Raw genomic sequence first — 13,575 nt, 5'->3', positions numbered from 1 at the left:
CCGCCTTAACATATATAAGGGCGTTATATAAGGGCGTTTCGTCTATCGTTTATAGGTACTTTTGTAATGATTCTATTAATTTATCTTCTAGATCATAGATATCATCAAGTGTATTGATATCATATCGAACAGGTTTCTTATTTTCGTCTGAAATCAATATATGCTTTTTTCTAGAATCCAAATTAATTCTGCATATCCATTTACGTGTGTTTTTATCAAGCAATACACCAAAATAACTTTCAGTGTCTTTATAGGCGATACGATCAACAGACACATTTTTTCTGAGTATCGCTTTCACAATAGCAAAAGCATTGAGCTCATCATAGGTAGTGATAATCTTACTAGTTTCTTGTTCTATTTCATTATCATCAACGGTTTCATCAGTATCAGAATTCGATTCACTTTCAGAATTAGCAAGCGTTTCTTTAAATTTGTTAGACATTCGTTCATTTATATATTGATTGATGGCTTTTTTCGTTAGCGGTTTAAATTTATCTAGTACACGCTGATTCTTTAAACCATCATATACTCCATCATTTAAAATCATCCTAACAAAATCATCAGTTGGATTTTCTATTATGTCTTTAAATGCAGATTTTAATAACCCCATATACTTTAAATCTGAGGCTGTTCCTAGGATACTATCAATATCAAGATTATCCTTTATAAAATTCTTTAAATAATCAATCGATTGGTCATTCAACTGTTCCATGTTCAGAATATAAAATGGTTTGGAATCCATTACATTTGGCTGATCAAGATCACTGTAAAATTTATATTCAATACCGTTGGTCAAAATAGCAAATCTAGATTTTGTTGTACCGAAATATCTAAAAAGCTGAGAATCATGTTTCTCAAGTTTTTCATTACATGATTTTGCTTCAATTAAAATTATTGGTTGACCATCCCTCAGTATTGCATAATCAACTTTTTCATGTTTCTTGATGCCTACATCAGCTGTAAATTCAGGCACAAATTCAAGTGGATTAAAAACGTCATAACCTAAGACTTGAAAAAACGGAAGAATAAATGATTGTTTGGTTGCTTCTTCTGTTTCGATATTGTCCTTTAATGATTTGATTCTTTCACTCAATTGATACATTTTCTCTTGTAATTCCATGATTAACTCCTTTTTTTGCATTCAATGACATACATTTTGTCTAATTAGTGATTTATTGATTATTGATTAAGGGTTATTAGTTATTGGATTTGATGTTAAAATATATGCTCTTATTCTTTTATATCTTGGTGAATGGTGTTATCCCATTCACCATTAGCTTTTTTTAATATTTCAATATAGTCACATCCGACGACATTACAATAATCAATTAAATCATTAATAGTAATTTTGATTTTTCCAAGTTCATAATATGAGACAGTATTTTTACTTTTGCCTAATTTATTGGCAACTTGTTGAATCGTCATTCTTCTTAATAATCTTTGACTTCGTAATTCATAGCCAATTCTTTCGTTTAAGGTCATATTTTCCTCCTTAATCATATTTTAAATGAAAATTTCCCAAAGTCTAGTAATAAATCCTATAATATTGTAAAAATAGCTTGCAGTATACAATAAAGTCCTATATGATAGGAACATCCCTAAATTACAGGACTAGGAGGGATAAAAATGGAAAAAACTTTATATCGAAGCTATACGCATTAATGCTGGAAAATCTAGAGAAGAAACAGCTAAATTGTTAGGGATTTCAGTAGATAGATATAACAGAATTGCAACTGGGTCATCAAAAATGTTGGCTGTTGAATTTATTGCAATTCATAAAGTGTTTAATATTCCATATGAAAATATTGCAGTTAAAAGCTAATTTTTTTAAAATCCCCTTTTGCACAGTGGACCCATATAAGAAGAAAAAAACGTTGATATTTCAACGTTTCACTTCCATGCATCTCGATATTTTAGCGTCTTTTGCGAATACACTATCGCTCGCAAAAGCATTTCAACCTTCTCAAGCTTATCATGAGGCGGGTTCTGCATAAAACAGAAGAGATTGAGGACTCCCTGCAGGTCCTTTCTGTTAAATCCTGGATGAGCGTTGAGGAGATCCTTAAGCATGAAGCACTGGCGGTTTATAGGCGCAAGCGGATTCTTCTTTTCTGGCAGTTTTTCAATCTCACGGGCATCGTATCTTTCCTCGCTAAGCTCCAGTTCCTCCGCAAGGACTTTATGACTCTTCTCCCTGTCATGAATGAGGTGCGAGCCCCTTGCTATGTGATCCTTAAAGGCATCACGCGTCCTTTCCCGTGTTGGCTTTGCCATCCCCTCAAGGAATGCATAGACATTCTCTCTATCAAAGTCCATAGCTATGCAGTACTTGTTTTTGGAGATTCCACGGAGCTCCTTTCCATTTCTGAGGGTACGATTCAAGGCTTTTTCATTGTAGTACGTCTCGTCAATGTACACATTTCCCGTTAGCACTATGCCTTCCGTATAGTCCTCAAGAAGCAAAAAAAGCTTTTTTGTTCAGTACGCAGTAGTTGTTGTGCTGTTCTTGTTATTAGCCGACGTTGATGAGAAGATGTCATGCCTGAAAAGGTTGAGGCAGAATCCAATCCATTCACTGATGGAAATCTTGTGGTTGTCAAGCAGCGTGCCAGTAAGTATGTTGAACCTCTTTCCACAGTCCCTGCAGCAGTATCGCTGAATTCCGTTGGAAGTAAATCCTTTTCTGGTAAACCGCAATGACCTGCAGTTCGGACAGCATACAGGAACAAATGCGTTCAGGAGACTAGCTTCATTGGAATCGCTCAGGGCAGGATGCTTCTCATAATAATCGTCCAGATATTCATTTCTTATGAATTCCTGGACGTTATCACGTAGAGTCGAGTCCCAAGGTGTCTCTCGTCTAGATGCAAAATATTTAGTTTTCTTCATAAGGTTGGCGATCCTCTTTGCTTTGGTGGATAACCATACAGAGGATCGCCAAAATCACAATAGCACAGTCACCCACCAAAGCATAATTGCATTACATGCATAATTATTCTATAGCATATAGAACTACTGTGCAAATGGGGATTTATTTTTAAAAATATTTGTTAAATAGTAAGGCGGGACTTATAACCCGTCTTTCTATTTATCAAGAATCAGTTCTTTTTAATTAAACTTGAATCAGTCCTTATCGTGTAACATTGCAATACTCAAACTTGAAAGATTAAAATTGATTTAATATAAACTTTTGAATTAAAAGAAAAAGTGGCGTTTAATGCCACTGATTCTTATAAATGTAAACTTTTGAATTTAAATATTAACTTTTTAATTTCATCTATTTATCGTTATACACTCTGTTATCTAAGTGAACAAATCTTTCTTTGATCTCCTGAGTGCGGCCTTTATTCCAAAAGTTATCTCCAAGGTAGCCACATGTACGACGACATACATTGAGTGTCTTGTGGTTTCTATTGCCACAGTTTGGACAATACCATTCACCATTGTCATCAAGTAAGATTTCACCATCGAAACCACATACCTGACAATAGTCTGATTTTGTATTGATTTCAGCATACTGAATTGTGTCATACATGTAATTGATGAGTTCTTTCATTGCTTCAAAGTTATTTGTCATATTTGTGACTTCAACATAAGAGATTGCCCCGCCAGTAGAAAGATCCTGGAACTGACTTTCAAACTTTAACTTAGAGAAGGCATCGATTTCTTCACGTACATTGACATGATATGAGTTTGTAATGTAATCATGATCTGTTACGCCAGGCACTTCGCCAAATCTTCTCTTAAGAGCACGTGCTAATGTATATGTTGTAGATTCTGCAGGCGTACCATAGACTGAGAAGCCGATGTTTGTTTTTTCTCTCCAGATTGCACACTGGTCTTTAAGCTTCTGCATGATCTTTCTTGCAAGAGCTTCATTTTCAGGATCAGTATGAGATTTACCTGTAAGGGCAACAACACATTCATATAGTCCGATATAGCCTAAAGAGATTGTTGAATAGTTGCCATATAATAACTTATCAATTGTTTCCCCAGGCTTTAATCTAGCAATACCACCATACTGCCAATGAATAGGAGATACATCGGATAAAGTCCCTTTTAAGCTTTCATGTCTTAACATTAATGCTTCATAACATAATTGTAATCTCTCATCAAGAATCTTCCAGAAAGCATCCATATCCTTATTAGCTGATAAACCAACATCAGTTAAATTCAATGTTACAACACCCTGGTTGAAACGACCATACCACTTATAATTGCCTTCTTCATCCTGCCAAGGCATAAGGAATGAACGACAACCCATACAAGGGAAGACATTGCCTTCATAGTTTTCTTTCATCTTCTTAGCAGAGATAAAGTCAGGCATCATACGCTTAGATACACATTTAACAGCTAAATCAGTTAAATAGCGATATTCTGAATCATCAGGTACATTATTCTCGTCTAAGACATAAAGTAATTTAGGGAAGGCTGGTGTAATATAGGCGCCAACAGGATTCTTCATACCTAAATAACGCTGTTTTAAGATTTCTTCAATCAACATGGCAGTTTCATGTGTGTATTCAGGTTCTTCATTTAAATACATGAAGACAGAAAGGAATGGAGCCTGTCCATTTGTTGTAGAGAATGTATTGATCTGATACTGGATTGTCTGTACACCGGCTTCAATTTCTTTCTTTAAACGACTTCTAGCAATCTTTTCAACCTGGGCATCAGTATAATCAATACCCACTTCCTGGCCTTCCTTACGTACAGCATCTTTATGTTTATTATAGGAGATTCTAACGAAAGGTGCGAGGTGAGCGATAGAGATGGTTTGTCCACCATATTGACCACAGGCAATCTGCTGAACAATCTGTGTAGCGATTGTTGCAGCTGTCTGGAATGACTTAGGTCTTTCAATAAGCTTACCGTTAATAACTGTACCGTTCGCAAGCATATCCTTCAGATTGACAAGACAGCAGTTAAACATTTTCTGAATGAAATAATCCATATCATGGAAATGAATAAGTCCTTCATCATGAGCCTGTACAATCTTAGGAGGCAACATCAAACGACGACAGTAGTCTCTTGAGAATTCACCAGCAATTAAATCACGCTGTGTCGCAAGTACGGCAGCATCCTTATTAGAGTTTTCATCCATAGCTTCTTTATTAGTCTGTTTGACAATACCATAGATTTCACTATCAATTGTATTTGTTTCACGCTGGAATTCTCTTACTTTACGATAACCCTCATATGCCTTTGCAGTTAGCACTTCTCCCTTATCAATGAGCTTTTCAAAGACCTGTCCTTCAATACGATAAATAGAAACAGTCTGATCACCATTCCATTCATGCCAATCCTTGATTTCCTTTGCAATCTTATAAGCTACTTCTTCATGAACGATACCACTACCATTCTTCATGGCTTTTAAAATCGCATTTTCAATCTTACCTGCATCAAATGGTACTAAAGAGCCATCTCTTTTCTTAACCTGCATTTTTCTTCCTCCAAAATATATTTTATTTAAAAATTAAATATAACAATAATTAAGCCTCCCAAAGGAGGTCTAAATCCATTATATGCAAAAATAGTTGAAAGTCCAACTAAATTAGCTTTCAAAAATAAAAAACTTAAATTATTATCTAAACATCAATATAATTTCTTATGTCAAGAGAAAATAAACGTTTTAAAAAGAATTGAGGAGTGCTATAATGGGGAAGTCAAGGCTATATTGATGTTCAAAGAAATGAGAATAGCTCTACAGTTTTGATAACGCACAATTATTGACTGTTGGTCATTCTAGCGTTAGAATGAACTTTGAGAAAAAGATAGTTAGGTAGGCGGATAACTATCTTGTTCTTACTTGAAAAGAGGGAGATAAAAGTATGAATAAGACCTTAACAAATATGACCCATGCAGTACAGCGTAAGGCTATGGGTGCAATGATTGACAAAGTACTGAAAGATCTTGATAAGGATCGTGAAGGAGAGTATTTGAAATTAGTGGATCTTGCTCAGCAGTTCTATGGCTCTGGCTTTACTGATGAACAATATGATGCTGCTCGTGCTGGTATTAAAGATCCTAACAACAAATGGATGAAAATCATCAATAGTGTTATTGATGAAACTGATCCTGGTTATGCGAAAAAGATGGCATTGAACTTAGGTTATGAAGCTTTCTTACGTGGCACAAAGACAATTCGTGCTAATCGTGAAAAGTATAACTGTAATATTCCTTGGTTAATCTTATTTGATCCAACTGATGCATGTAATATGCATTGTGTAGGTTGTTGGAGTGGTACTTATGGACATAAACATAATTTATCATTCGAAGAGATGGATAAGATTGTTACTGAAGGTAAGGAATTAGGTGCTTATCTTTATATGATGACTGGTGGGGAACCACTTGTAAGAAAGAAAGATATCTTAAAGCTTGCAGAAAAGCATAATGATTGTTTCTTTGCTCTTTATACAAACTCTACTCTTATTGATGATGAATTATGTAAGGAAGTATTACGTCTTGGTAATATCACATTCATGCTTTCTATTGAAGGTACACCTGATACAAATGATGCAAGACGTGGCGAAGGTCACTATGCCAATGTTATGAGAGCAATGGATTTACTTAAGAAATATGGTATTATCTTTGGGACATCTATTTGCTATACAAGAGCGAATATTGAAGCTGTTACAAGTGATGACTTCTTCAAATTACTTGATGAAAAAGGTGCTCGTTTTGGCTTCTACTTCCACTATATGCCAGTAGGAAACAATGCTGCTCCTGAATTAATGCCTACAGTAGAACAGAGAGCTAAAATGGTTCATCGTATTAGAGAAGTACGTGGTGACCAGAATATTAAATTCTTCCCAATGGACTTCCAGAACGATGGTGAATATGTTGGTGGATGTATTGCTGGTGGTAGAAACTACTTCCATATCAATGCAACTGGTGATGCAGAACCATGTGTATTCATTCATTATTCCAACACTAATATCAAGGATCATTCTATCCTAGAAATGCTCCAGTCACCATTATTCATGGCTTATCATAACGAACAGCCTTTCAACAAGAACCATTTACGTCCTTGTCCAATGCTTGAAAATCCAGCTTATTTAACTAGAATGGTTCATGAAACTCATGCTCATGGTACAAACTATGAATCAGAAGAATCAGCAGAACATTTAATCAGCAAGACAGTTGATTATGCTAAGGAATGGAAACCAGTAGCTGATAAGTTATGGGCTGAAGAAAAGCATTCAAAGCCTTCTTATGAAAACTACGCTCCACAAAAACGTGATATTTAAAGAAAAACGATGCGCAAGCATCGTTTTTCTTTAGGATTTAAGGACATATTCATATATACCATTCGTTTGTTTACGAACTGTAAATGAGAGATCATCTTGAGGCGTGAAACTGTAAACCTGAGAAAGGCTAAAATAGAACCAATATCCACGGCTTCTTCCTAACCCGTTCACAATCGATTCAACATGCCCTTTATAAACATAGATGATATGGGCTTGATCATCATTATAGAGCTTATCAGGGAAGTGTTTGACATTGATTTGCTTCTTGATATCACTAAGTTCTACATAGGGTGAGAAGTAATAGGCATGATCCCATTGGAAAGGGATAACGTTGTTGATGGAGATGGTGTCGTGTTTAGGATGAGTGAGATTGTAATTGAGTTGGTAGTTGTTGAGTAATGCCATTGGTGATGCATTGGTAAAGACTGTGAGCGTGATGGCCACAACAAGAAGAAGAGCCCCAACTACACTGATAAACTTTTTAAACATAGCATCACTCCATTTCCTTCCTATTATATCATTTTCTTCTTATGAAACTCAAGTTTACACAATTGGTTTGATTGTCAAAATTATAACTGCTATAATAAAATAAAGGGGAGGTATTGATATGGCCGGTATTCTAATGTTTATTATTTTTGTTGTAGTGTTGGTGCTTTTTATAAGCAGTTTTGTGAAGATTGTTCCACAGTCAGAGGCTTTTGTCATTGAACGTCTAGGGGCTTATAATCGTACACTTGATGTAGGTCTGCATATTTTAGTGCCTTTTGTGGAAAGGGTCGCAAATCGTGTTTCTTTAAAGGAACAGGTGATGGACTTTGATCCTCAGCCTGTTATCACAAAAGACAATGTAACAATGCAGATTGATACGGTTGTTTATTTTAAAGTCTTTGATCCTAAACTCTTTACCTATGGTGTTGTGAATCCGATTAATGCCGTGGATTCATTAACTTCAACAACATTACGTAATATTATTGGTGATCTTAATCTTGATGATACATTGACATCAAGAGATACTATTAATGCTCAGATGAAGTCCATTATTGATGAAGCAACGGATGCCTGGGGTATTAAAGTCAATCGTGTGGAAGTTAAAAATATTATTCCTCCACGTGATATTCAGGAAGCCATGGAAAAACAGATGCGTGCTGAACGTCAGAAGCGTGAAGCTATTCTTGTTGCCGAAGGAGAAAAACAGTCTTCTATCTTACGTGCTGAAGGTGAAAAGGAGACGATGATTCTTCGTGCCAATGCCGAAAAAGAATCAGCTATTGCCAAGGCTGAAGGTCAGGCACAGGCTGTAAAGCTTCTCAATGAAGCAAGAGCAGCTTCTATTAAGATGATTAATGATGCAAATCCAAGTCAGCCCTATGTTGAACTTGAGGGCTTTAAGGCTCTTGAGAAGCTGGCTGATGGACGTTCGACAAAGATTATTGTTCCAAGTAATCTTTCTTCACTAGCTGGCACTTTAGCAAGTGCTAAGGAAATCTTAACAGAAACACCTCAGGATCCAGAAATTGATATTTATCAAGTAGAAAAGCCTGAAGCAGGGACACCAAGTGCCCACAATCCTAAAACACATGATTATTATGCACATGTTGAAAAGAAATAAAAAAGTTCTTCTTGGGAATCCCCAGGAAGAACTTTTTCTTATTGAAGATGAATAGCTTTAGAGAGACTTGGTTTAATCAATAGATAGAGAATAACACAAGCTACGCATGTCGCTATATTATAAGGTAAGTTGTAAGCAAGGTTACCAGCTAATGGTGTATGGAATGCATACCAGCCAGAAATTAAATGACTGATTGTCTTGATGACCATACAGATCACGATGCCAATTGGAAACTTCTTGATGTCCTTAAACATTCCGGCAAGTCCACAAACACCTAAAGGCAAAACATAGTCAAAAATCACAGACAATGGACCATAGAATGTCGCGAAGCCTAAGGCAAAATGCAGTCCACAACATACAAGTCCGACAATGACACCATAAAGAGGCCCCATCAAATAACTACACAAGAAGATAGCAATTAATGAAAAAGCAACATTGCCTCCCTGTGGCATGCTTGGGGTAAACTGCGTTAAAAATTCAAGGACAAGCTGCAGTGCGGCAAACATGGCCATGTATGTCATGGTCTTGACATTCAAATGAAATTCAAACATAAAAATCCTCCCATAATAAATTGCCAGTGGGAATAAAAAGACTCCTTCCTTTAGGAAGAAGCCTTTATTGTTTCTATCATGCTCTCTCTACGCTGGCATTACCCAGTTCAGATGATAAGGGACTAGGTGAAACCTATCTCAGCATTACGCACCCCTGGCTTAACTATAAGTATAAACGATATCTGTCTTTATGCAAGAAAAATATGGTATAATGGGGATGGAGGGTAGGTTATGGCTTTTTTGGATGATTTAAAGACAGCTGCGAATACAGCTGGTAAACTAGGTAAAGATACGCTTGAGGCAACGAAACTTAAGGGTGAAGTTGTTCTTGAAGAAAGAGATATGAATAGGGCTTATGCGAAGATTGGTAAGTACTATTATGATGTTGCTTTACAAGGGCGTGATATGCCTGATGAAGTTAAGGATTTAGTACGTGAAATAGATGAGCATAAAGAAAAGATTGAATCTCTCAATATACAAATCAACAATATTAAGGAAGCATCAAGATAAACTTGGTGCTTTTTTGTCATGTTGGTCATTAATTATGATTTTTGGTTTGGAGCGTGGTAAGATAAAGTAAAGTAACTTCGGAAAGGAGCTAATATGAACGTTTTATATTTTGATTGCATGAGTGGTATTTCTGGGAATATGACAATTGGTGCTCTGTTGGAATTATGTGATGATCAGAAATGGTTCTATGAGTGCATGCTGGCTTTACCGCTAACGCATTGTACAATTCATATTTCCAAGGAAATACGTAATGGTATTTCGGGGACATATTTTGATGTTGAGGTTGACGAAGAGATGGTTCAGCCAGAAAGACATTTAAGTGATATCTATAAAATTATAGAAGAAGCACAAATACCAGAACATGCTAAGACGCTTGCCAAAGCCATCTTTTACCGCATAGCGAAAGCTGAAGCGAAAGTCCATAATATGATGATTGAAGATGTGCATTTTCACGAAGTAGGAGCAGTAGATAGTATCATTGATATTATTGGTGTTGCTTTGCTTGTGGATTATTTACATCCTGATGCAATCTATTCTTCCGTTGTCAATGATGGCTATGGTTTTATTGAATGTGCTCATGGGATTATCCCTGTACCCGTTCCTGCAACAAGTGAAATCTTTGCTTCAAGTGATGCCATTATGCGACAAATTGATATCAATACAGAACTAGTGACTCCTACTGGTGCTGCTATTATTGCCCAGCTTGCCGATAGTTATGGTCCTATGCCGGCAATGAAAGTCAACAAGATTGGCTGGGGCATTGGGACAAAGCAGCTGAAGATACCTAATGTCTTAAAGGTGACATTGGGCGAAATAGCACAGCATCCTGATGAAGTCATTATCATGGAAAGCAATGTAGATGATTGTACTGGGGAAATGCTTGGCTTTGTGATGGAGAAAATGATGCATGAAGGAGCACGTGATGTCTTCTTTACACCAATCTTCATGAAAAAGAACCGTCCTGCTTATCGTATTACAGTTGTGACGGATGAAGAACATATGAAACGAATGGAAGAACTGCTTTTCCTTAATACAACGACAATAGGATTTCGTTACCGCAAAGAGAAACGTCATGTTTTAAATCGAGAAATTGTTGATGTGAAGTTACCGGAAGGTGTTGTAAAAGGAAAGAAGGTTGACTTTGAACAGGAGAGCTATATTTATCCTGAATATGAAAGCTTGAAGAGCTTATCTGAAGAAACAAGAATTCCATTAAAGGAACTATATAAGAGATTCCAAAGGGAAGTGTAAGTATGTCTAAACATGAAATGAAAATGTATCAGTCAACAGAAGACTATCTAGAAGCCATTCTCATGATTAAACAGGAGAAAGGATATTGTCGTTCTATTGATATTGCGAAGAGATTGGATTTTAAGAAATCAAGTGTGTCCATTGCCATCTCTAAACTGACTCATGAAGGCTATGTGATTAAAGAAGAAGATGGCATGTTGGAACTAACGGAAGAAGGATCAAGACTTGCGAATGATATACTTGAACGTCATAACTTCTTCTTGAACTGGCTAAGGTCTTTAGGCGTGGAAGAAGAACAAGCCTATGATGATGCCTGTCGTATGGAACATGCCATGTGCAATGACACTTTTCATAAGATTGTGAATTATGTAAGAGGTAGAAATGATGGAAACAGTTAAGCTCTATGATCTCCATCCCTATGACACAACTTTCTGTGCTACCATACAAGCTATTGAATATGATAAGAATACAACACTGATACTTGATCAGACATTATTCTTTCCTGAAGAAGGGGGACAATGTGCCGATGGAGGAACAATCAATGGACATGAAGTTATTGATGTTCAGATCTCACAAGGTGTCATTAAGCATATCCTCAAGGGCTATGTCAAGCTAGAAGTCGGTCATGAAGTACAAGGAGAAATAGACTGGGCCTTGCGTTTTAGTAATATGCAGAATCATTCTGGGGAACATATCTTTTCTGGCATAGTGCATAGAGAATATGGTTATGATAATGTTGGCTTTCATCTAGGCAAGGATGTTGTGAGTGTGGATTTTAACGGACCGATTGATGAAAGCAATCTAATAAGAATAGAAAAAGAAGTCAATCAAGTTATCTATGAAAATAGAGTTATTCGTGCTTATTATCCAGGTGATGAAGAACTTGCGACACTGGAATATCGTTCAAAGAAAGAAGTCGATGCACCATTACGAATTGTCGAAATAGAAGATTGCGATGTCTGTGCGTGTTGTGCACCACATGTCATGCATACAGGAGAAGTAGGACTCTTTAAGGCTGTTCATATGATGAATTATAAGGGTGGTGTACGTATCTTTATTCTCTGTGGGCAAAGAGCTCTTGACTATGTCTTAAAGCTGGATGACAACATGAATGCCATCTATCATATGCTTTCAGCCAATGATACTTCAGTTGTGAAATATGTCCAACAACTCATTGATACCAATAATGCCCTAAAACAAGAAATTTTCCATCTTAACAAAAAAGAAATACAAAGGCTTATTGAAGAAGCTGATGACAGCCATCGTTATTTCTTCATCGAAGAGCTTGATAAGAATTTACAAAGAGAAATGGTCAATAGTCTTGCAGAAAGGGTTGGGGGATATGTCGGAGTCTTTGTTGGTAATGATCAAGCAGGTTACCGTTTCATTCTTGCTTCCCACACCGATGATACAACCAAGCTCTTTGATAAATTAAAAGAACTTGGGGCAAAAGGTGGCGGTAATGCCTTAATGGTACAGGGCTATTTGAAAGCAACCCGAGATACAATTGAAGATATTATAAAAAGTCAGCAGTAAATCTGCTGATTTTTCTGTTTTAGCACTCTAATAAAGAAAATGCTAAAAATTAGCACTCACCTATTGACATTGCTAAAAGAAGGGCTATAATGTAGGTGTAATCAAAAAAGAAAGGATTACAAGAAAGATAGTTGATTAGGAAAAAGGAGATGTTATTTATGAGGTTATTACCTAGAATGAATGATGTATTTGATGATTTCTTTGATGACAGATTCTTTGCCCCTAGTACCAATGCTATGCGCACTGATATAGCCGAAAAGGATAACAGTTATGTCTTAAACATGGAGCTACCTGGATTCAATAAAGAAGATGTCAAGGTCAGCTTGAAAGATGGCTATCTGAATGTATCGGCAGTGCATCAGGACGACAGGGAAGAAAAAGACAAGAAGGGCCATATGATTCGTAGTGAAAGATATCATGGCACTTGCAGCCGTAGCTTCTATGTTGGTGATGGCATCAAGGAAAGTGATATCAATGCGAAATTCGATAATGGTGAATTGATCATCACCTTACCAAAGGCTGATGAAAAAGCTGTTGAAGAGAAACACTTTATTCCAATTGGTTAATGCATGAAAAGACAAGCAATGAAAAGGAGATGTTATTATGCGTTACTTACCTACATTAGATAATTTGTTTGATGATATATTTGATTCTGATTTCTTAACACCTGCAAAGGGTATCAATACAATGCGTACAGATATTTCCGAAAAGGATAACAGTTATGTCTTAAATATGGAATTGCCTGGATTCAATAAAGAAGATGTCAAGGTCAGCTTGAAAGATGGCTATCTGAATGTATCGGCAGTGCATCAGGACGACAGGGAAGAAAAAGACAAGAAGGGCCATATGATTCGTAGTGAAAGATATC

The 13,575-nt window shown here is 36.5% G+C and carries 16 protein-coding genes and 1 riboswitch; of the genes, 9 read left to right on the top strand and 7 right to left on the bottom strand.

The features are described from left to right. Nucleotides 1-49: 49 nt before the first annotated feature. Together FYJ79_RS08100 and FYJ79_RS08095 are read right to left on the bottom strand one after the other, a co-directional pair. Nucleotides 50-1,120 carry a type I restriction endonuclease gene (locus tag FYJ79_RS08100; RefSeq protein WP_154516620.1) on the bottom strand — a complete coding sequence of 357 codons (1,071 nt, stop codon included), beginning with the start codon at nt 1,118-1,120 and terminating at the stop codon, nt 50-52. Between the two features lie 110 nt (nt 1,121-1,230). Next, complete coding sequence (locus FYJ79_RS08095) at nt 1,231-1,482, bottom strand: helix-turn-helix domain-containing protein (protein WP_195837045.1); 252 nt, start codon at nt 1,480-1,482, stop codon at nt 1,231-1,233. Between the two features lie 160 nt (nt 1,483-1,642). On the opposite strand from FYJ79_RS08095, the gene FYJ79_RS12835 reads away from it, so the two are divergent. Next, nucleotides 1,643-1,822 carry a helix-turn-helix domain-containing protein gene (locus FYJ79_RS12835; RefSeq protein ID WP_407695592.1) on the top strand — a complete coding sequence of 60 codons (180 nt, stop codon included), beginning with the start codon at nt 1,643-1,645 and terminating at the stop codon, nt 1,820-1,822. Nucleotides 1,823-1,890: 68 nt separating this feature from the next. Here the strand turns inward: FYJ79_RS12835 and FYJ79_RS08085 are convergent, their stop codons facing one another. The 3 genes from FYJ79_RS08085 to nrdD all read right to left on the bottom strand — a co-directional run bounded on the left by FYJ79_RS08085 (nt 1,891) and on the right by nrdD (nt 5,443). Beyond that, on the bottom strand, nt 1,891-2,433 hold the full coding sequence (locus FYJ79_RS08085; protein ID WP_195837044.1) for a transposase: 543 nt from the start codon (nt 2,431-2,433) through the stop codon (nt 1,891-1,893). Between the two features lie 45 nt (nt 2,434-2,478). Further along, nucleotides 2,479-2,889, bottom strand: a complete 411-nt coding sequence (locus tag FYJ79_RS12880; RefSeq protein WP_456114924.1) for a transposase — start codon at nt 2,887-2,889, stop codon at nt 2,479-2,481. 388 nt (nt 2,890-3,277) lie between these two features. Beyond that, on the bottom strand, nt 3,278-5,443 hold the full coding sequence (gene nrdD, locus FYJ79_RS08075) for an anaerobic ribonucleoside-triphosphate reductase (RefSeq protein ID WP_154516607.1): 2,166 nt from the start codon (nt 5,441-5,443) through the stop codon (nt 3,278-3,280). 388 nt (nt 5,444-5,831) lie between these two features. On the opposite strand from nrdD, the gene FYJ79_RS08070 reads away from it, so the two are divergent. Beyond that, the gene (locus tag FYJ79_RS08070) at nt 5,832-7,250 is read left to right on the top strand and encodes a radical SAM protein (protein WP_154516604.1); all 1,419 of its coding nucleotides are present in this window, start codon (nt 5,832-5,834) and stop codon (nt 7,248-7,250) included. A 30-nt stretch (nt 7,251-7,280) separates the two neighbouring features. Here the strand turns inward: FYJ79_RS08070 and FYJ79_RS08065 are convergent, their stop codons facing one another. Beyond that, nucleotides 7,281-7,739 carry a hypothetical protein gene (locus FYJ79_RS08065; RefSeq protein ID WP_154516601.1) on the bottom strand — a complete coding sequence of 153 codons (459 nt, stop codon included), beginning with the start codon at nt 7,737-7,739 and terminating at the stop codon, nt 7,281-7,283. A gap of 118 nt (nt 7,740-7,857) precedes the next feature. Between FYJ79_RS08065 and FYJ79_RS08060 the strand changes: the two genes are divergently transcribed. Further along, on the top strand, nt 7,858-8,859 hold the full coding sequence (locus FYJ79_RS08060; protein ID WP_154516598.1) for an SPFH domain-containing protein: 1,002 nt from the start codon (nt 7,858-7,860) through the stop codon (nt 8,857-8,859). A gap of 38 nt (nt 8,860-8,897) precedes the next feature. Here the strand turns inward: FYJ79_RS08060 and FYJ79_RS08055 are convergent, their stop codons facing one another. After that, nucleotides 8,898-9,410 carry an ECF transporter S component gene (locus tag FYJ79_RS08055; RefSeq protein ID WP_154516594.1) on the bottom strand — a complete coding sequence of 171 codons (513 nt, stop codon included), beginning with the start codon at nt 9,408-9,410 and terminating at the stop codon, nt 8,898-8,900. Between the two features lie 66 nt (nt 9,411-9,476). Beyond that, a riboswitch (TPP riboswitch) is annotated at nt 9,477-9,576 on the bottom strand. Between the two features lie 65 nt (nt 9,577-9,641). Here FYJ79_RS08055 and FYJ79_RS08050 point away from each other — a divergent pair. The 6 genes from FYJ79_RS08050 to FYJ79_RS08025 form a co-directional block, all read left to right on the top strand. Beyond that, a complete protein-coding gene (locus FYJ79_RS08050; RefSeq protein WP_154516591.1) occupies nt 9,642-9,920 on the top strand; it encodes a hypothetical protein in 279 nt (92 codons plus the stop codon). A gap of 93 nt (nt 9,921-10,013) precedes the next feature. Next, nucleotides 10,014-11,171: a nickel pincer cofactor biosynthesis protein LarC gene (gene larC, locus FYJ79_RS08045; protein ID WP_154516588.1), complete on the top strand. Its 1,158-nt coding sequence runs from the start codon at nt 10,014-10,016 to the stop codon at nt 11,169-11,171. A 2-nt stretch (nt 11,172-11,173) separates the two neighbouring features. Beyond that, a complete protein-coding gene (locus FYJ79_RS08040) occupies nt 11,174-11,569 on the top strand; it encodes a metal-dependent transcriptional regulator (RefSeq protein ID WP_154516585.1) in 396 nt (131 codons plus the stop codon). Further along, on the top strand, nt 11,553-12,707 hold the full coding sequence (locus FYJ79_RS08035) for an alanyl-tRNA editing protein (protein ID WP_154516582.1): 1,155 nt from the start codon (nt 11,553-11,555) through the stop codon (nt 12,705-12,707). The genes FYJ79_RS08040 and FYJ79_RS08035 overlap by 17 nt, the downstream gene beginning before the upstream one ends. A gap of 158 nt (nt 12,708-12,865) precedes the next feature. Beyond that, complete coding sequence (locus tag FYJ79_RS08030) at nt 12,866-13,273, top strand: Hsp20/alpha crystallin family protein (RefSeq protein ID WP_154516579.1); 408 nt, start codon at nt 12,866-12,868, stop codon at nt 13,271-13,273. A 37-nt stretch (nt 13,274-13,310) separates the two neighbouring features. Then, nucleotides 13,311-13,575, top strand: a 265-nt coding sequence (locus tag FYJ79_RS08025; protein ID WP_154516575.1) for an Hsp20 family protein, incomplete at its 3' end; no start/stop codon positions are given.

The sequence above is a fragment of the Sharpea porci genome, assembly GCF_009695655.1.
GTDB classification, from domain to species: Bacteria; Bacillota_I; Bacilli_A; order Erysipelotrichales; family Coprobacillaceae; genus Sharpea; species Sharpea porci.
This window is presented reverse-complemented; position numbering and strand designations above follow the sequence as displayed.